12 protein-coding genes are annotated in these 19,694 nt (G+C 50.4%); 3 read left to right on the top strand and 9 right to left on the bottom strand.

The features are described from left to right. Positions 1-3: 3 nt before the first annotated feature. Both AC1TPC_RS01740 and AC1TPC_RS01745 read right to left on the bottom strand, forming a co-directional pair. Positions 4-894 (bottom strand): carbohydrate ABC transporter permease, encoded by an 891-nt coding sequence (locus tag AC1TPC_RS01740; protein WP_482065144.1) that lies wholly within the window; start codon positions 892-894, stop codon positions 4-6. 87 nt (positions 895-981) lie between these two features. Then, complete coding sequence (locus AC1TPC_RS01745) at positions 982-2,301, bottom strand: ABC transporter substrate-binding protein (RefSeq protein ID WP_482065145.1); 1,320 nt, start codon at positions 2,299-2,301, stop codon at positions 982-984. 316 nt (positions 2,302-2,617) lie between these two features. Between AC1TPC_RS01745 and AC1TPC_RS01750 the strand changes: the two genes are divergently transcribed. The 3 genes from AC1TPC_RS01750 to AC1TPC_RS01760 are packed head-to-tail and all read left to right on the top strand — an operon-like array spanning position 2,618 to position 5,990. Continuing rightward, on the top strand, positions 2,618-3,592 hold the full coding sequence (locus tag AC1TPC_RS01750) for a glycoside hydrolase family 113 (RefSeq protein ID WP_482065146.1): 975 nt from the start codon (positions 2,618-2,620) through the stop codon (positions 3,590-3,592). Then, positions 3,589-4,800, top strand: a complete 1,212-nt coding sequence (locus AC1TPC_RS01755; RefSeq protein ID WP_482065147.1) for an AGE family epimerase/isomerase — start codon at positions 3,589-3,591, stop codon at positions 4,798-4,800. The genes AC1TPC_RS01750 and AC1TPC_RS01755 overlap by 4 nt, the downstream gene beginning before the upstream one ends. 14 nt (positions 4,801-4,814) lie before the next feature. Further along, on the top strand, positions 4,815-5,990 hold the full coding sequence (locus AC1TPC_RS01760) for a glycoside hydrolase family 130 protein (protein WP_482065148.1): 1,176 nt from the start codon (positions 4,815-4,817) through the stop codon (positions 5,988-5,990). A gap of 75 nt (positions 5,991-6,065) precedes the next feature. Here the strand turns inward: AC1TPC_RS01760 and AC1TPC_RS01765 are convergent, their stop codons facing one another. The 7 genes from AC1TPC_RS01765 to AC1TPC_RS01795 form a co-directional block, all read right to left on the bottom strand. After that, complete coding sequence (locus AC1TPC_RS01765) at positions 6,066-9,188, bottom strand: GxGYxYP domain-containing protein (protein ID WP_482065149.1); 3,123 nt, start codon at positions 9,186-9,188, stop codon at positions 6,066-6,068. 78 nt (positions 9,189-9,266) lie between these two features. Next, positions 9,267-11,453: a hypothetical protein gene (locus AC1TPC_RS01770; protein WP_482065150.1), complete on the bottom strand. Its 2,187-nt coding sequence runs from the start codon at positions 11,451-11,453 to the stop codon at positions 9,267-9,269. A gap of 15 nt (positions 11,454-11,468) precedes the next feature. Further along, positions 11,469-13,160 carry an extracellular solute-binding protein gene (locus AC1TPC_RS01775; protein ID WP_482065151.1) on the bottom strand — a complete coding sequence of 564 codons (1,692 nt, stop codon included), beginning with the start codon at positions 13,158-13,160 and terminating at the stop codon, positions 11,469-11,471. 56 nt (positions 13,161-13,216) lie between these two features. After that, a complete protein-coding gene (locus AC1TPC_RS01780; RefSeq protein ID WP_482065152.1) occupies positions 13,217-14,113 on the bottom strand; it encodes a carbohydrate ABC transporter permease in 897 nt (298 codons plus the stop codon). 13 nt (positions 14,114-14,126) lie between these two features. Beyond that, positions 14,127-15,038 (bottom strand): ABC transporter permease, encoded by a 912-nt coding sequence (locus AC1TPC_RS01785; protein WP_482065153.1) that lies wholly within the window; start codon positions 15,036-15,038, stop codon positions 14,127-14,129. Next, a complete protein-coding gene (locus AC1TPC_RS01790; protein WP_482065154.1) occupies positions 15,038-18,121 on the bottom strand; it encodes an alpha-mannosidase in 3,084 nt (1,027 codons plus the stop codon). The genes AC1TPC_RS01785 and AC1TPC_RS01790 overlap by 1 nt, the downstream gene beginning before the upstream one ends. A 265-nt stretch (positions 18,122-18,386) precedes the next feature. Further along, positions 18,387-19,565, bottom strand: coding sequence for a LacI family DNA-binding transcriptional regulator (locus tag AC1TPC_RS01795; protein ID WP_482065155.1), 1,179 nt, complete (start codon positions 19,563-19,565; stop codon positions 18,387-18,389). Positions 19,566-19,694: the final 129 nt, after the last annotated feature.

Genomic DNA, 19,694 nt, shown 5'->3' on the forward strand with positions numbered 1-19,694 from the left:
CGATCATTCCCCCTTTCCATTCAACAAGAAGCGTTGAATCGACAATACGATTACAACAAATAGCAACAAAACTACGCTCATCGCGGATGCTAAGCCATAGTTGTTAAACTGGAAGGCCGTCTCGACGATTTTCATAACAAAGGTTTCGCTCGATCCGGCAGGCCCGCCCTTCGTAAGAATATAAGGGAGATCAAACACTTCCAATGCGCCGGTAACGGTCAGGAACAGATTAAGCTCGATAATTTTGTAAATGTTCGGCAGCGTAATGCTGATGAACTTCTGCCAGCCATTCGCGCCGTCAATCGATGCCGCTTCATATATATCGCTCGGAATGGACTGAAGCGCCGCCAAATAAATGACCATGTTGAAGCCCATAAAACGCCAGAAGCCGATGGAAGCCAGCGTATAATTGACGAATGACCCGTTCCCAAGCCAGCTCGTTTGGGACAAGGCGTCAAAGCCTAGCTGTCCAAGCAAGTAATTCAACGATCCATTTGTCGTATCGAACACGTAACCGAATAAGTATGCTACAGCAACGCCATTAAGGATGTACGGCAAGAAGAGCAGCAGGCGAAAAAAGTTTTTCCCTCTCAGCTTGCTGTTCAGCACGACAGCGAAATAAATCGCCGCAATGTTTTGTACGATTCCTACAGCGAAATAGGCAAAGTTATGTTTAAAGACACCGAATATGGCTGGATTTTCAAATACCTCTTTATAATTCGACCAGCCGATCCAAGGTTTATTCGGACTTAGTCCGTCCCAGCTTGTAAAACTTAAACGAATAAGCTCAAGCGCCGGATAATAGGCGAATGTCAGCAGCAGCAGCAGCGGCAATGCGACAAATCCAATGATTACGTAATTCTTTTGCGTTTTAAAAGGCAGCCTGCTAAACATGAGACAACCCCGTCCTTCCTGCGTCTTTCTAATCGGAAGATGCAGGATGAATAACCTGCTTGCTGTCACCCATCCTGCACGCTACCCTTACAGACCTAGATCTTTTTTCGCTTTCGCCCAAGCGGTATTCACTTTGTCGAGCACCTTCTGAGGATCTTTGGACAATACGAACTCTTGAACGACAGCAGCTTGGTCAAGCTGTGCTTTGTTTTGAATTTCTGTCGCAGCATCTACCGGTGCTGCTGGCTCAAAGAATTTAGGGCTTAAGCTGTTGAACTCAGCAAGCTGCGGCAGCTTGGATTCTTTGTCCTTCAAAGTCGGGATGAAGCCTGCAAAATCGTCATAGCCGGATTCCTCGATCATCCATTGAACGAATGCCTTGCCTGCTTCAACGTTTCCGTTTTTGTTAACCGCATAGAAGAAATCCGGGTTAAGCGGCGCTTTCGCCTCGCCGGAGTTGTCGGCAGGGAATGGGAAGAAACCTACGTCCTCGGCTGGAGCGCCGTTCTCGATAACTTGGTTGATAACCCAGTTGCCAAGCAGGTACATGCCGAATTTACCGGATGCGATATCTTTTTTCGATTGCTCCCAGTTCGTGGAGTTCACGTCTGTTTCCAGGAAGCCTTTTGTATACAATTCACGAACGATGCCCCATGATTTGCCGTATGCATTGTCAAGCGTGTAAGGCGTATCGGATTCTGCCCGTTTGTTTTGGTGATCGGATGCTCCGCCGATAAGCGTCGGAATATCGTATACCCAAGTATCAAGCGGCCATTTGTCTTTAAAGTTCGAAGCTAGCGGCACGATGCCTGCATCTTTCAGCTTTTGCGAAGCGGCAAGGAACTCGTCGTATGTTTTCGGGAGCGCCGCAATGCCCGCTTTCTCGAACGCTTTTTTGTTGTAGACGATACCGACTGTCGAGCCGCCGGAGGATATGCCGTACATTTTGCCTTCCTGAGCCTTCAAATCCTTGAAATGAATGTCGCCGGAGAACGCGATGTCATCAAGTGGAGCAAAGTAATTAGGAAGCTCTGCGTTTGGAATTGTCGGCGTGAACACGACATCCGGGAAATCGCCGGAAGCGATGCGGATTTTCAACGTTTTATCGTAATCCGTAATCGCCTCGAATTTAAGATCCACGCCAGGATATTTCTCTTCAAAGCGTTTCTCGTAATCCACGTATTGCTTGTCGATCATGTCTGTGCGGTTTGTCAAGAATACAACCTCGCCTGTTACTTTGGATGCTTCTTCCGCCCCGCCATTTTCCGGCTTGTTCGTTGCTGTGTCGTTAGCAGCCGGCTTGTTCGTTGCTGCATTGGAGTTCGAATTCGTATTGTTTTCACCACAAGCAGCTAACGTTGTTAGCATAACTACAGAAACAAGTGCTAACGAAATAGTTTTTTTCATTTTGTAAATCCCCCTCAGCTCGTTTTGATTCCGCTTACATTTGAATGATACTGCATAAAAAACGGTTCTAAAATGGTTTAAAATATTATTTATAGTCTTCAACTGACATTTGTTGAAAACGCTATCTTCCGTTTAACAGCTCGTTTTACTAACTAAACAGGCCATTAATCCGGTTATTAAAGGAAGCTAAATTATGAAGTGGCACAGGGTTGAAGAAAGGTATTGCAAACAAAGCAGGAATCATGTTTACTTGGTACATAACAAAATTATTTATTAGCGATAACAAAAATATCAAAATTAAAGCGAGGCGACTCAAATGACGAGCAAAGCAGCCTATATAGGCGGAATGACATGGGGCTGGACAGGCGTGCGCGGCACATGGACTGGAGCTTTGGCAGACCGCTCCATGGAGCTGATGACCGAGCGTTTAAGCGTGAATTGGACAGCTATTGCACTTGGCGCCCTTCAGGACCATGCGCAATCGACAGAAATCAAATTTCGGGAAGCGCCTACCGTCACCGATGATGAGGTACGTCATGCTATTCACAAAGCGAAAGAGCTTGGGCTTCAGGTTTGCTTGAAGCCCGTTGTCAATTGCGCAGACGGCACTTGGCGCGCGCATATCAACTTCTTCGATCTCGACGTTCCGTGCGAGCCTAAATGGTCCGATTGGTTCGCTTCCTATACCGAATTCATTTTGCACTACGCGAGAATCGCCGAGGAAACCGGCTGCGAAATGCTGTGCGTAGGCTGCGAGATGGTTCAAACCGATCGGCGCGAAAACGAGTGGCGCCAGCTCATCGCCGCGGTTCGCGAGGTGTATTCCGGCATCGTGACCTATAACTGCGACAAATACCAAGAGAGCCAAATCAACTGGTGGGATGCTGTGGACTTCATTTCCTCCAGCGGCTATTATCCGATCGATGCTTGGGAAGAGCAGCTGGATCGAATCGAGAAGGTCGCAGCCCAATTCGATAAGCCTTTCTTCTTCATGGAAGCAGGCTGCCCAAGCCGTGAAGGCTCTCAGCATATCCCAAATGACTGGGGACTTGAAGGTGCGCCAAGCGAGGACGTACAGCGCCGTTTCTATGAGGCCATGTTCGCCTCCTCCGATAAACGCGATTGGGTCGGCGGCTTCATGCTATGGGATTGGCCGGCTCGTCTTTATGAAGAAAGCGAGGCTGCTTCCAATGACGATTATTGCATGTACGGCAAGCAAGCCGAGCAAACCGTTCGTGACTACTACGCTGCGAAAATTGAACAATCCATCAAGGAGGGCTCTGCCAAATGAGCGACAGCAACCAGCAGTGGCTAGACAGTATTAAGCATGAGCTTGAATCGAACATTCTCAGCTTTTGGATGGAGCATACCCTTGATGAAACAAACGGCGGCTTCTATGGCTTTATCAGCAGAGATCTGCACATTAGTCGAGGCGCTGGCAAGAGTCTGGTGCTCAACACGCGCATTTTATGGACCTTCGCCTCTGCTTATCGGATAACCGGAAACGAGCAATATTTACAAATCGCCGAGCGTGCCTATCGTTATGTGAACGAGCATTTTATGGACCCGGAATACGGCGGTTTATATTGGATTGTGGATGCAGCGGGCAAGCCATCCGAAACGAAGAAGCAAGTATACGGCCAAGCGTTCGCGATCTACGCTTTCTCCGAGTATCACCGCGCAACAGGCAATGAAGCTGCGCTTCAGCAAGCGATCGAGCTGTTCCATACGCTCGAGAAATACAGCTATGATCAGCAATATAAGGGCTATTTCGAAGCGCTGACCCGCGAGTGGCAGGAAACCGACGACAACAGTCTGAGCGAGAAGGATTTGAACGAGAAAAAATCGATGAACACTCACCTTCATGTCATGGAGGGCTATACGAATCTATACCGCGTGTGGAAATCAGATGAGCTTCACGCCAAGCTGAAGGAGCTCATTGAAATTACGATGAAGCACATTATTAATGAAGACAACGCGCACTTTATTCTTTTTTTCGACGAGCAGTGGAACGGCAAATCGAAGCATATTTCATTCGGGCATGACATCGAGGGAAGCTGGCTGCTGGTTGAAGCTGCCGAGGTGCTTGGCGATAAGGAACTGCTTGCCTCCGCCAAAACTATTGCAATCCGTATGGCTGAAGCGACGCTAAATGAAGGCGTGGACGAAGACGGCGGTTTGCTTAACGAGGCAGGCCCAAAGGGCTTCATTGATACGGACAAGGATTGGTGGCCGCAAGCTGAGGCGGTCGTCGGCTTCTATAACGCCTATCAAATGACTGGCGAAGACAAATATCGCGAGGCTGCCATGCGGTCATGGCGGTTTATTGAAAGCTGCATGGTAGACAAAGAGCATGGCGAATGGCATTGGAGCGTAAAGCGCGACGGCACTCCTAGCGAAAATATCGAGAAGGTCAGTCCTTGGAAATGCCCTTATCATAACGGCCGCGCATGCTTTGAAATGATTGAGCGCCTAAGCGGCACATCAACTTCACATTAATGGAGGTTTAACCCATGAGTAAGTTCAATGAACGAAAGCAGCTGCTGACTGAGCGCTATGAGGCGCTTGTGCAGCGCAAAAACGAGCCGGAAGCGCTTGGCAACGGTATTTTCGATCGATACATTCATCCTGTCCTGACAGCAGCGCATGCTCCGCTTGTTTGGAAATATGATTTTAACCCGGAGACAAATCCTTATTTCATGGAACGGCTTGGCGTACACTGCGTTTTTAATCCCGGCGCGATCTTGTTAAACGGCAAGTACCACCTCGTTGCGCGCGTAGAGGGCAATGATCGCAAATCCTTTTTTGCCATCGCAGAAAGCGACAGTCCAGTTGATGGCTTCCGCTTCTGGGAGCGTCCGATCCTGCTGCCGGAAACGAGCGATCCCGATATTAACGTCTACGATATGCGCCTCATTCAGCATGAAGACGGCTGGATTTACGGCCTATTCTGCACCGAGCGAAAAGACTCATCTGCGCCGAAGGGAGATCTATCAAGCGCCATCGCGCAATGCGGCATCGTTAGAACGAAGGATTTGAAGCAGTGGGAGCGTCTTGCCGATCTGAAGACCGCCTCCAATCAACAGCGCAACGTCGTGCTTCACCCTGAATTTATCGATGGCAAATATGCCTTCTACACGCGTCCGCAGGACGGCTTCATCGACACCGGTTCAGGGGGCGGCATTGGCTGGGGTCTCTCCGAAAGAATCGAGAACGCCGTTGTTGAAAGTGAAATCATTATTGACGAGCGTCATTATCATACGATTAAGGAAGTAAAAAACGGCCAGGGACCCGCTCCAATCAAGACGGACAAAGGGTGGATCCACATTGCCCATGGCGTTCGCAACACGGCGGCAGGCCTGCGCTATGTGTTGTACGCATTCCTCTCTGATTTGCAGGAGCCTAATAAGGTTACGCATCGCCCAGGCGGCCATTTGCTCGCGCCGATGGGCACCGAGCGCGTCGGCGACGTATCCAACGTTGCCTTCTGCAATGGCGTGATCGCACAGGATAACGGCGATGTATACATTTACTACGCTTCATCGGACACTCGCTGCCATGTTGCCGCAACTACCGTCGATCAACTGCTCGACTATTGCCTTCATACGCCGGAAGATCCGCTCCGCTCTCACGCTTGCGTCGAGCAGCGCATCGCATTGATTGATCGTAATTTGCAGCTTCAAGCATAGAAGCACAGAAAAGGGAGTGCTTGCATGAAGTCATAACAGACTTTATGCGGCACTCCCTTTTCCCTCGCCAAGCAGCTATTGCGCCGCCGGAATTCGAACGGATACCCGATCAACATGAATGGTCGAGTTGTCATCATACCAAATGCGGAACTGATAGGCATGCCCCGTCACAAAATCAGCGTCGATTACAAAATCCTGATAGCTGTCGGCTGCTGCAAAATCGGTACGGAGAATCGCTCTCTCGCCAACGACCTTATTGCCCGTTCCGTCATAGATGTCCAGATTCAAAACCCGATTCGAATCGCCTGCATTCGCGTCGATCTTCAACCGGAAGCTGACCTTATGGCTTCCGGAAGGCAGATCGGATACGCCAGGTCCGTGCAGCATATGGCCTGCGCCGTGGTCTGCTGCATTCGCAGACCAGCTGTCCCCGTCGGCTGCTCCGGTATTGTGGCCAAATGCGCTTTCAGCTTCGAATATGCGGTTATCGTACGTATCCGAAACCAGAATTGGCAGCTCAGCTTCCAGCCCGTTATAGGCTGCTTTGACGATCGCTTCTCCGCCGCCAAGCACCGTCAGCACGCCGTCCTCGCTGATACGAACGGCTTCGCTTCCGCTAGCGAGCGACCATGCGGCATCCGCTGTCAAATTGACGTCAGGCTTCCCTGCCTGAGCAGCTTTTCCCCATGCTTGAAGCTGCTTCTCGCCGGAATCAACGCCAAAGGACAAAGCTTGCACGTCGCCTCCGCCAAACTTAAAGTAAATGCCATTCGTTTCGGATGCGACCTGCTCAGGCAGATCAAGGCGCACATGATCCAACTTGATATCCGCCGCATCATTAAAATAAACTCTAAATTCATAGGTGCTGCCAAGCGAGAATAGGACGTCGATAAGCGTAAAATCCTCGTAAGCGTTGGCGGCTGCAAAATCACTTCTCTTCAGTTCCTTGGAAGCGACGACCTGATCGAGGCTTGGGCTGTAAACATCGAGCAGCGCGACCTGATCATCGGCTCCCATGATGCTGCCGATCATCGCCTTGAAGGTAATATCATGGATGCCGCTCGGAATATTTGCCACATACGGCCCGTAAAGCATATGGCCAGCGCCATGCTGGTCCATCTGCGCCAGCCAGCCGTCTCCGTCCAGCTTTCCAGTATTGTGGCCAAAATCGTTCTCCGCTTCATAAATTCGCTGCGCCAGATTGCTTTCCATAATGACCGATACGCTGTCAATTTTGACACTCGCATTACCATCGTACCAGACGCGGAATTCATAAGAATGGCCTAGAACAAAATCAGCCTCCATGACGAGATTTTGATAGGCGCCAGCCTTTTGGAATTGCGATCTAAGGACCGCTTTCTCCGCAATTACGCGGTTATCGGCAGTATCGTAAATATCGAGATTCAAGACCCGATTGTTGTCGGCCTCGCGGTTGTCGATCATCGCTTTTACCTTCACCTGATGATGGCCTGCGGGAATATCCGCAGCTCCTGGTCCGAACAGCATATGGCCCGCTGCATGCTCCGCTGCGTTAGCCGACCAGCCGTCTCCATCCTGCTTGCCCGTCTGATGACCAAAGTCCGTCTCCGCCTGATACACTTTATTCTGCACATCGTTGCTGATTTGCGGCACCTGCTCCTTGATAAGCTCCACCATCTCAACCGGCGTAACGACTCTAACATCGTCGCCAAGCTGATCGATTACCGATTTTACGTCGTCCATCGATTTGGACCAAGCATGGACGAGTACGAGCGAGTAGCCTGCCGCGCTCTTCGGATTGCGAGGCGCGGCATTGATATGATTGATAACGGATGCGTTATCGCTGCCTGCATTGCCTTCCCACAGCATCTCTCTCGGCGTAACAATCGGTTTGCCGTTAGCCCATTTGAGCGCGCCGTTAAGCGCCTTATGATTGCTGTATTCCAAATAGATGACGCCGTCTACATTCGGCTGCGCCGTATATTTGTCCCATAGCTCGGTATTGTTAAACGCGTTGAAGTCAATGACCTCAACGAGCCCCAAATCCATTTTGCCCATATAATCGTTAAGACTGTTCAAATGCTGATCAAGCTCCGCTGCCGGATACCGGCTCGGATACATGTAGCCGCCGCCTGACGGCCCCACTACAAACGCATCCCCTTCGGACGCATCCTTATAATACCGTTCTGCAACGGTAGGAGCCAGATCGATCATGCTTGGCGATATTGCCCAGCCCATATCGAAGCTGCCGCGATTCGCGTTGCCGAACCAAGGCTTGCCCTTCTCAGCCAGATCGTTCAGCATCCACTGAATATTATCGCCATCGGACATGACGAACGACACATAATGGACATTGTCCTCCACCGCAGGCTTAACTGCCTTTTTCTGCTCGAGCTTCTGAAGCTTGAAGCCGCTAAGTACCGATAAGTTGAACGCGTGATCGGCCGGCAAGGTAAACACGCCTGCATCCGAGCTTGGCCTAATAAATTGATCCTCTCCGCCCGACGCATCTCCCCAACCGAGCACGACCGAGTCCGGATCAGCGTCAGCCATTACCGTTTGACGAAATTCGCTGTTGCCGTCATAAAACGTAAAGGCTCCCGTCATCGCCGCATAATCTCTAAGCTTCGCTCCCATTTCCTCCTTCTGCTCGATGAAGAGACCATGCTCCAGTTTATTCCAATAATTGGACTTCACCCAAGCCTCGTCCTTGCCGGTGAGATCCAGCACTTTCTTGTAGCCCTTGGACTTCGGCACATCGCTCTGCTCGACCAGCACGGACTGCTTAATATGAGCGAGCGAGGAAGCCGCATTAATGGAGCTGTCGCCTTTTTTCCAAACCAGATAGCCGTCAACATATTTTTTGTAATTTTTCAGCAGCTTCCATGGGTCGTCATACGACTTCGTTTTGACGCCATAATGGTCCTTTAGGTCTTGGAGCCATTGCCCGTAGTTCCCGGAATCAGGCAAAATATAAATTTGCTCCGACGTTTGATTGGCGATCAATCCTTGGAGCGTAGCGATCATGACGCTTTCTGATTCAGACATGTCGGCAAGCTTAATCACGTTCAGCTTCTTGGCCCGATAAGCCGCTTTCTCGTAATAAGTATCCTGCGTACCCGTGTCCGGGCGCGGCTTGGCCGATATAGGGGTAAGACCTGTAAACAAGGAGCCAAGCAGACAAATCGATAATGCCAAAGATAGGATGCTTTTTCGCATAAATGCCCTCCTTCGAATCGGTTTGGATAATGAAAATGCCGGCATCATCAGTTGCCGGCATTTCTTGAAGCAATCGTATTACCACGCTACGCTAACCGTAATTCCTTCCGGTACACCTGGATAACGAACCAGTACCGTGCCCGACTCCGCATCATACTGGAAGGAAGCCGCCTGCTTGCCAGCCGTAATGCTGCTAGGCTCGCTCGGTATTCGCAGGCGAGTACTAACGGTGATATCCTCCGGCGATTCCGACACAAAGGACATTTGATTCTCCGTTATCCGTTCATCGCGAATGCGCGATGAGCTTATGAGAATTCCGGCTTCCCCCTGCGCAGCATCGAAGTAGTTTAAATCAAACAGCAGGCTGTCCTCGCCTGATTTGATTTCCACGGCATGCTTTACCGGCAGGCTCGCTTCAAACAAATCAATGAACAAGCCTTCCAATAGAACCGATTTCTCCGCTTCCAGTTCATCCAGCACATGAGTGATGACATAAGGCCCGCGTCTCATATGCAGCGCAACGCTTTCCTTGTAATCAACCGTTTCACCGCGGATTTCGAGCGACCGCTTGACTGCGCTTCTGACAAGCTCCGCGCCATCGTCGCTTCGGGACAGCACGGCCGGGTTTTCCCTATAGAACAGGACAGCCCCATCGCCTACCTTATGCTCTCCTTCTTCCGGGCTGCGGCTAAGTCCAAGCGATTCGAATAGATGCTCTTCAGGACGAGCATAGATACGGCGGCTGTTGTCGCGGTTCCACCATTCCGAAACGGAATGGAACGGGTCCGAGCCGTCCCCGACATAGATCAGAATGCCGCCCTCCCTCACCCATTGCCCAATCGATTGATGGATGCCCGGATGCTCCGGCTTCATAAATTCGTAGCTGAGCAGCAGCACCCGGTAGCCGTCCAAATAACCTGGAAAGGTCAATATGTTGTCGAGCTGCACCGGTCTAAGCGGGATGCCCGCTTTGACGAGTGGCAGCGCCAATCCGTAAAAGGAGGACCAGTCAAGAAGCTCCTTCTGCTCCGCATCCAGCTCTTCCGGGGAGGTTGTGCCGTCATATTTGACCGCCTCGCCCATTTGCTCACCTTCACGGACAACGTCGCCCCGCTGATACATGGCAGAGTTGGACAAACAAAGACCTACTCCTCGGGTGTAGAGATCTTCTCCGCGTGCCTCCTCATGCTTATGCATGTCGCGCAGCACATTCATAATGGTCAGAAGCACAGTGGCATAGTCGCCGGGAATCGTTTCTTTCCCTTTCCCGTCCTCGGTCGGATAGCTGCCCTCGAATAAACGGCGCGGCCAAGGACAGACCTCGTACTGCTTCACCTCTGGATGCAAAAGGGAGGCAACGACGGTAGAACAGTAGTTTTTGCGATAGTCGCTCCAGCTGTACCTAGGGTTATCTTCAATAGGATCGTGAAGAAACCACATATCTCGTCCAGTCCCCCTCGTAAGCTCCTGCATGATTCCATACTCTAGATAAGCCGTCTCGAAGGTCCGCTCTCGGCGCAGCCCCTTAAATACGTTGGGCGTGCGAGCCGTCCCCGTCCAGATTTGGGCGATGAAGCCATCGCAGCCCGGCATCGAGACAAGCAGCGCCTCAGGGCTAATAATTCGCCACTGCGTATAATTGATCAAGCTGTGGGTTGGGACATAGAAACGTACTGTCCTGCCATAGGTTACAAGCGAATACTCCTTCATTTGACTGCAAAGCCGGTCGAGCGCCCGGTAATACATAGCCGCCTTCAGCTTCGAAGCCCGGTACTGGGCATCCGGCGAGGAGTGGGGAGGAATCCAGTCCTCCCCGTAATAATTAAGCCACTCCCGCTTGAAAGCGTCTGAATACCCGGAGGCCGCCCAAAATTCAGGCTCCTCCAAATGAATCGCCTCCACGCCGCAATCGATCGCAAGCTTGATATGGGATGCCAAATATTCAGCGAATGCGATCGTCGGTACCATGTAAGGAACATCCTTGCCATGCAGCAGATGGTTGCCGCTGCGGTCCTTCTGAGCCTCATCCCAGTGCTCCCGTCCGTCGAAACGCCCGTACAAGTAGTCCTGATACTCACCCCAGGATACGCCCGTCATCAGATGGATCGTATAACCTGCTTTCTTCCAGCCCTCTATCCGCTGCGGCAGATCCTTCGAAATGCCGTATACCATAACAAAGTCAGCTCGCAAATCATACTTCGGACCATACGGCCTCGACTCTTGAAAACCGGTCCACTCGGCCCTCACTTGCGCTTTGCTCGTCAAATGGTGAAGCCTCCTTTAGTTAGGCATTCCAAGCAACACGACTTCCTTGCCCTTCAAGTTTTCGTTCGTAAATTGGATCGCATCTTGATAACCCGTCTTGTTCATCTGTCCGCGCAGATCATTAATGATCTTGAGCGCCGCTTCGTCCGATTTGGCAAAAATCGCTTCCTTCCATACGTCGCCGATTTTGTCCATGGACGGCTTCAGCATTTCCCATTGCGTTGACTTCATCATGACATCGCCCGGGTTGTAAGCCGCAATAACGCTGATGCCGTTAGGACGCAGAATTTTGCGCGCATTGTCCATTGCAGCAAGGCGGTCCTGATCTGCCCAAATGTCTCCGCCGCCGACAGAATTAATGCGGTCTTGACCGGAGAGGCTTTCCAAACCGATGCCGATTCCTTCATTTTTCTTCATCTTGCCCGTTGTGTCTGCTGTAAATTTATCAAACCATTCTTTCTTCGCTACCGGCTTGCCGTTTTCCATATCCCAGTGAACGCCTTGTACGCCGTATCTCACAAGAAGGAAGCCTTCATCGGAAGCGAGATAGTCAAGCAAGCGGAGCGCTGCGTCCACGTTTTTCGATTTTTTCGGAATGATGGTTACGTTGTTGCCTTGAATGGAGAGGTCGGCAGGACGGTCCGCTGCAGCGCCGGCACGCTCCAAAGGACCAACAGGTACATAATCACTGCCCGGATGCGCTTTCACGTAGTCCTTGGAAGCATCAAGAATAGCAGGATAGTGAGCGGCCAGCACAGCGATGCGGCCCTGCTTGATTTTCTCGTTCGCAATCGGGTCTGTTTGCGTGAACGCTTCTGGATCCAGAAGACCTTCAGCTAGCATTTTACGGTAATAAAGGGTGTATTCCTCATAAGCTTTTGAGAAAAAGGTGTGCTCAAGCGTGCCTTCGCCCTTATCGATATAGTCAGAGCCGTAGAACATCGAATTGCCGATGCCGACAGCCCAGCCATTATGGAAGCCGCCAAGCGGAATGACAGGCATGCCGCTCTCCTTAAGATCGGCGTCCTTGATCTTTTTCAGAAAGCTGTATAGATCGTCTTTGGTTTTGATCGATTGCGGATCAACGCCGACCTTCTCTGCAATATCCTTGCGGACATAGAAGCCGTAAAGCCAATCCATCGCATCCTCAGGCGTAGCCGGATGATTCTGGTAAAGCAAATACTGCTTGCCATCGTAGGCATCGAACGCTTTCTCGTAAAGCGCAGGAGGAACGTTCTCCTTCGCAACCGCTTTAGCGAGGTTAGGATACTTATCGAGCTTATCGGACAGATCAACCAGTTGATCCTCCTTCGCCGCTTTGATAATGCCGTCTAATTCCCCGCCCCAAGCTGGACCTGTATAAATATCAGGCAAATCCTGTGTCGCAAAAATGGTGTTTAACTTCTCGACCTCGCTGCCTTTTGTATATTCCCATTCAATGGTGATCCCGGTTTTTTCTTTAATAACCGCTTCGATAGCTGTTGTATCTACATCTCCGCCGGCGGAGCCATTCCAGTTGTGAAGGACTTTAAGCGTCACTGCTTTCTGTTCTTTACCGCCGTTGTTCGTAGTGCCGGCATTTTCTGAAGGCGCATTCACATTTCCGCCGCCGTTGTTGTTATTGCTGCTGCACCCAAACAGTGTCGTAACTGCCATCAAGGCAACCGCGAGCCATACCGTCGTGCTTTTTCCTTTTTTGTTCTTCATAAAAACCCTCCCATAAACTTTTTATGAAATATGATAAAGTCCCGACCTGCGGACGATTACCCTTTGACGGAGCCAATCATAACGCCCTTGACGAAGTAACGCTGCAAAAACGGGTAAATGCATAAGATCGGAAAAACCGTAATGACAAGCAGCGCCATTCGAAGCGATTCCGGCGTTGCGCCCGCCATATTGACGTTGACGGTCTGCCCGCCCTGCTGTGCGGCCCTCTGCATGGAAGAAGATAGCGCTTCAGCCTCAGACAGCATTTCTTGCAGCAGCGTCTGAACGGGAATCAGGTCTTTATTGGACACGTAATAGGCGCCCGTGAACCAGTCATTCCAGTGGGAAACTCCGATGAACAAAGCGATTGTGGCTAGAACCGGTCCCGAAAGCGGCAAAATGATTTTCATGAAAATTTGGAAATCGCCGTACCCGTCGATGCGGGCCGACTCCTCCAGTTCCTCAGGGATGCCCTGCAGGAACGTACGAAGAATGACGATATGCATGAAATTGAACAGCATCGGAATGACATAGACCCAGAAGCTGTTAATGAGATGCAGCTTTTGCAAGGTGATGAAGTATGGGATGAAGCCTGCGCTGAAAATCGTCGGTAAAAAAATGTAGTACGTAAAAAAGGTTCTTCCCGGCAGCGTCTTTTTGGATAGCGCATAGGCCATCAGCGTACAAAGTCCCACATGCAAAATCGTTCCGATAACGGTACGCAGCAGCGTAATTTTGTAGGCCTGCCATATGCGAGCGTTTTCAAATACCTCCGCGTAGTTGTGCAGCGTAAATTTGCGGGGGAAGAAATAAAGCGCGCCCATCATAGAGTCTTTTCCATCGTTGAACGAATAGACCAGTATATAGATGAACGGATAAATCATCGACAAGCCGAACAAGGTCAAAAAGATATAATTCAAGCAGCTAAAAATTGAAAATTGGCGTTTCACCATATCAAACCACTCCTTAGAACAGGGATACGTCGCTCACTTTACGGGCAATTCTGTTGACAGTGACAATAAGAATGAGCGCAATTGTGCTCTGGAATAATCCGACTGCGGCTGCATAGCTGAGCCTGCCTTCACCGATACCGGAGCTGATGACATGCACGTCGAGAACGCTGCCTATTGCCGCGGTAGCCGGGCCATTCAGCAGGAGCAGCTGCTCGTAGCCGGCGCTCATTAGGCTGCCGACCGAGAGAATGAACAAAATGACTGCGATATTGCGGATACCCGGGAGTGTAACATGCCACATTTGGCGAAAACGCCCGGCACCGTCGATTTTGGCCGCTTCGTAAAGCTGCTGGTCGATGCCAGCTATTGCAGCCATATAAATGATCGAGTTCCATCCGATATTTTTCCAAATATCAGAGCCTACAATAATTTGATAGAACCACGATGTATTGTTCAAAAATTGGATCGGCTCCATACCGATAGAGCCAAGCAGATCGTTGACCGGCCCGCCGTAAGGCGTCAAAAGCCGCTGCATCAGCGTTACAACAACGATCCAGGAAACGAAATACGGCAAATACGAAAGCGTTTGCACTGTTTTCTTGAATTTAACGTTGCGAACCTCATTAAGCAGGATAGCCAGTAAAATGGGCATCGTAAATCCGATTAGAAGCTTCATAAGGCTGATGACAATCGTATTGCGGATCAATTCGAATGACTGATAGTAGCTGAAAAATTGCTGGAAGTACTTCCAACCTGCCCAGGGACTTCCAGTGAAGCCCCCGGAGAACATAAAATCACGAAATGCAACCTGTACGCCAAAGAGCGGAACGTAAGAGAATAGGAAAAACCAAATGATACCGGGCAGCATGAACAAATAAAATAGCTTGTGGCGCCAAACTCGCTTCCAAAGTATATTTTCTGTCATCAATTCTGCCTCCTTGCCAAACGAATGGTCTTAATTTCGAACGGAGTAAAGGAAAGCGGGTACGCTCCATCCTCCGCTTGCAGCTTATCGCTAGGCGTTTCCATCAAATCGGCAAGCCATGCTTCCGATCGATTCATATCGATAGAGATTTTTGTCTTCAAGCGGGTGCCGGCCGTTTCGTATAAACGGATAATCAGGTCATCGCTGTCTTCTGCCTGCTTCACCGCTTCTACCATAACGTTCGGATGATCCACGCTTATAAATGATTTAGCTGCCGGCAGCTCTGATGCCGCGTCGCCTGCGTTCACGCGAACCGATCGCAAAGGCACGTTCAGCTCATAGCCGCGTTTATAAACCTCAGCCTGTACATGGTCTCCATTGTGCGGGTACAGCGTGTAGGTGAACTCATGCTCCGCACGGTCAGCCTCAGGATCCGGATAAGAAGTGCTGCGCAATAGATTCAAATCCATCACGTTTTGTGAAACCCGGTGTCCGTATTTGCTGTCATTAAGCAGCGCTACACCGTAATCCGGCTCCGATAGATCGATCCAATGATGCGCGCAAATTTCATCCTTCGCATAATCCCACAGCGTATTGCGATGCGTTTGCCGCTTCAAATAGCCAAACTGGATTTCACAGCTTACGCTGTCTGACCGTACATCAACCGGGAACGATGTGCGCAGCATTTTCGCAGATTCCTGCCAGTCGACCTTTGCCTTAAAATCGATGCGGCGGCTGCCATGCGTCAGAATGACCTTTTGAGTCAAAGTAGATTGCCCGAACCGATATACGAGCTCAAGCCCTGTCGTTGGTCCGTCCTGGAAGACTGCCGACTCCACTGGTTGAAGAGGAACTCCGCCTGATTGCCGGTAATCTTGTTTGAAATCCCAAGCATCGCCCTCGTCATGATACAAGCTCAGCACATTGGCCTTTTGCCCCTGCGGAATGACTTCCCTGCCGTGCTCCTTATCCTTAATCGATACGATCGTGAAGTCCTCAGCGAACGTAATCGCAAGCAAATCATTTTCCAAAATCCGGTCGATTGCCGACGCTCTCATATCAGGAAAAGCAGGAGAAGCTACTTCGGCTTCCGGTGTGGCGACAGCTTCGGCTTCAGCTGCTGCCGTCTCGGCCATCGCCAACGCTTGCTCATTGGCATTCACCAAAGCGTAACCCATCGCAGGAACTCGGACGCGCATCCAGCTGCCATTGTTCTGAACCCATTCGTCCCGCTCCCAAGACAAGGAGTTGAAGAATACGTCTGAGTTTCTGCCAGCAGGAAGAGCTTCTGCAGCGGTGCCGTACGCCTCCTCGATTAATTGCTCTACTCTTTCGAGCAGCGCCGCGTAACGCTCCAGTGATTCGTCGTATACACGCTTGATCGAGGATCCCGGTAAAATATCATGGAACTGGTAGAGGAGGACTTCCTTCCAAATGAGCTCCAGCTCCTCTGCCGGATAGGCTTTGCCCTTCGTCAGCCCTGCAAGGATAGCCGCATATTCGAGCTCGCGCAGCGCTTTCTCCAGCTTCCGGTTATAGCGTTTGTTTCTCGCTTGACTCGTAAGCGTTCCTTGATGCTTCTCCAGATAAAGCTCGCCGGACCAAGACTGATAACGTTTTGAATCCTTTGCCAGCTTCTCGAAAAATTGCGAGGAATGCTCTTGGACAACTGGGCTAAGCCCCTGCAAATTTTTCTCCCGCATCAGCCGTTCAAGATGCTCCTCGCCTGGACCGCCTCCGCCGTCGCCGATTCCAAACAGCATCAAAGCATTTTCCGATACGTTTTTGTCCAAATAGTCATTCTCCGCCTTGACGATCGAGCGGGGCGCCGCCGGACTGTTATACGTATCCTCTGGCGGCATATGCGTGAGAACACGCGAGCCATCGATGCCTTCCCAGTGGAAGGTGTGGTGAGGATGGCGGTTGTATATGCTCCACGACAGCTTCTGCGTCATCATGTAGTCAACGCCCGACTTCTTCAAAATCTGCGGCAGGCTCGCTGTATAACCGAATACATCCGGCATCCAAAGCGACTTCATCTCCTGCCCGAACTCCGCTTGGAAATACCGTTTTCCGTATAAAATCTGTCTTACTAACGATTCTCCGCTAGGCACATTCGTATCCGATTCAACCCACATCGCGCCTTGCAGCTCCCAGCGCCCTTCCTGTACGCGCTCCTTGATGCTCGCGTAGAGCTTCGGATAATGCAACTTCATCCAGTCGTACAGCTGCGGCTGGCTTGCGCCGAATATATAATCGGGGTAACGCTCCATCATCCGCAATACGGTAGAAAAAGTTCGAGCCCCTTTGCGGATCGTTTCCCGAATCGGCCAAAGCCAAGCCAAGTCCATATGCGCATGGCCGACGGCGCTAATCGTAAGCGAAGGATCGCCGCCTCGCTTCGCCAGCTGCTCTTGCAGCATGCGCGACACCTGTGCGACACGCTCCTCGGTAAACGCAATTAGCAGGTTCGATGCAACATACAGCACCTGCAAAATACGCTCTCTTCGCGCCGACCCTTCAGGCATTTGTTCCGCAGTCTCGAGCAATACTTCCGCGTCATAATACACTTGGCGGATGTCCTCGCGGCAGATGGCGATCTGAGCTTCCTTCAACGTTCCGCTGCGGTAGCGGCCGAACAGGTCATTGCAGCCCGCGTCTCCCCACAAGTCGATCGTTTCGTCCCCTGTCGAGCTTTCGCTGATATGGACAACCCGCTTGCCGGGAAGCCCTAGCGAATAATCGAATTCCGAATTGATATTCGTAAGTCCCTGCTTTGGCGTTCCCTCTTCATCGACGAGACAAAGCTCTCCATTCACATCAATAAGCAGCACGAGCTTTAAGCCCTTCGCCTCCTCCGTTGCCTTCCCGCTAAAATGGAACCATGCGCAATCCCAAAGGTTCCCCCAGCGGTCGCCTGGAGCAAGCTCGATTTTCCGGCCTGACTCCCTTGCCTCGTAAGGTACCGGCTCCTGTGTTACCCAAGCCGTAGCTTTCAGTTCCGAGACTGGCTTGTATATTTGGTCCTTCAATTGCTCCAGCACTGATTTAAGATGCTCGGTTTTCACTTTATCATATGGCATTTGCAGGTCTCCTTTTTCATCCGGTTATATCCTTCATAGCATTGTTCATCTTCGCAGGCTTATCGCCATAAATTCGAAAGCAGCTTTACGTTCATTCGTTGCGATCTTTCATCCTTTTCTTCGAATCCAGATATTCACGTTCCTTGCCTTTCCCAACAACATCTTATGTATAATATAATATACACATTTAATATATTCAATATATAAATAAAAAAATCTTTTCCTGGTTTAGGAAAAGATTTTTTTATCACTACTATTTTTTGGATTATTTGACGGTGATACGGCCAGTCGTTTGCTTGACTACCAACTCAGGCTGGATTAAGGTCTTCGTATATTTGCCGCTGCGGCCCTGCCCGCCTTCAATGATTCCGAGCAGCGTTTGCGCGGCCTGATAGCCCATCTCATGCTCAAACTGCTTAATATGCGTGAAAATGCTCAGCTCTTCAACGATTGACGTCGGATCATCGAAGCTTATGATCGACAGATCCTCCGGCACTTGCAGCCCGGCTTTACGCGCCATTTGGTAAATTTGAACGCCAAGCCTGCCATTAAGCGTAATATAAGCCGTTGCCATTCGGTTGCGAATATAGCGAAACAAAGGGTGTTTCTCCGCATCCTTCATGTTTCCCACCTGGAAGCCGGTAATCATATGGGCTGGATTGATAAGCGCTCCCTTGTTTTTCAAAGCATTCATATATCCGTCGATCCGCTCCTGAACTGTTATCGTTTGCAAAGGCGAGTCCGAGCAAATAGCGATTTCCCTATGCCCAAGCTCCCACAAATAATCGACCGCAAGGCTTGTGCCGAGCCTTCCATCCGCAGCGATATAATTGGTCTCAACACCTGGCAGAAATCGATCGATCAGCACAAACGGATAACCGCTGAACTTCATGCTTATGATTTCCTCGTTGTAGTTTTCTTCGTCTACCGGGAAAACCAGCAAGCCGTCTGCTCCCATTTCCTTGAGCGTTTTAAACGCCTCTTTCTCTTTATCGACTTCGCCATCGGATAGCAATATCACACTGCGGTAGCCCTTCTCGCGAAGCGCTCTCTGTACGCCCTCGATCAAACGAATAGCGAAATAATCATATAAGGATGGCATGACAAGACCGATGATGCGCGTCCTGTTCTCGATAACCGTCCGTTCCGTGCTCATTACCGGCTGTGCTGGCGCTATTGATGCTGTCGATTCTTCCGCATCTTCAGCCTCAACAAGCTCTTCGTCGCTAACGAAACTCCCTTTGCCCGGGACCCGCGTAATGATTCTATCGTTTGCTAAACCAACCATCGCATTCACAACTGTAATTTTACTGACGTTAAAGAGCTTCATAAGCTCTTTCTCCGTCGGTATGCGGTCCCCCGCCTTTAAGCCCTCCGTTGCAATCAGCTCGCGGATATAATCTTGAACCTTCTGATAAAGCGGCGTACGGACTGTTGAATTCATTTGCTATCACCAAGCTTCATATTGATATTTGTATATATAATATATGGTTAAAATCCTTAATGCGCAATACTAGTACATTTGTCGTAAAGGGTTTATTCTCTGTAGTCAAAAATAGCGAAACGACCTGCA

This window comes from Paenibacillus sp. Y280 (assembly GCF_056786335.1).

Coding starts and splice junctions, on each gene's coding strand:
- AC1TPC_RS01780 (WP_482065152.1), bottom strand. CDS start 14,113: ATGGTGAAACGCCAATTTTCAATTTTTAGCTGCTTGAATTATATCTTT.
- AC1TPC_RS01740 (WP_482065144.1), bottom strand. CDS start 894: ATGTTTAGCAGGCTGCCTTTTAAAACGCAAAAGAATTACGTAATCATT.
- AC1TPC_RS01755 (WP_482065147.1), top strand. CDS start 3,589: ATGAGCGACAGCAACCAGCAGTGGCTAGACAGTATTAAGCATGAGCTT.
- AC1TPC_RS01790 (WP_482065154.1), bottom strand. CDS start 18,121: ATGCCATATGATAAAGTGAAAACCGAGCATCTTAAATCAGTGCTGGAG.
- AC1TPC_RS01795 (WP_482065155.1), bottom strand. CDS start 19,565: ATGAATTCAACAGTCCGTACGCCGCTTTATCAGAAGGTTCAAGATTAT.
- AC1TPC_RS01775 (WP_482065151.1), bottom strand. CDS start 13,160: ATGAAGAACAAAAAAGGAAAAAGCACGACGGTATGGCTCGCGGTTGCC.
- AC1TPC_RS01765 (WP_482065149.1), bottom strand. CDS start 9,188: ATGCGAAAAAGCATCCTATCTTTGGCATTATCGATTTGTCTGCTTGGC.
- AC1TPC_RS01785 (WP_482065153.1), bottom strand. CDS start 15,038: ATGACAGAAAATATACTTTGGAAGCGAGTTTGGCGCCACAAGCTATTT.
- AC1TPC_RS01745 (WP_482065145.1), bottom strand. CDS start 2,301: ATGAAAAAAACTATTTCGTTAGCACTTGTTTCTGTAGTTATGCTAACA.
- AC1TPC_RS01760 (WP_482065148.1), top strand. CDS start 4,815: ATGAGTAAGTTCAATGAACGAAAGCAGCTGCTGACTGAGCGCTATGAG.
- AC1TPC_RS01750 (WP_482065146.1), top strand. CDS start 2,618: ATGACGAGCAAAGCAGCCTATATAGGCGGAATGACATGGGGCTGGACA.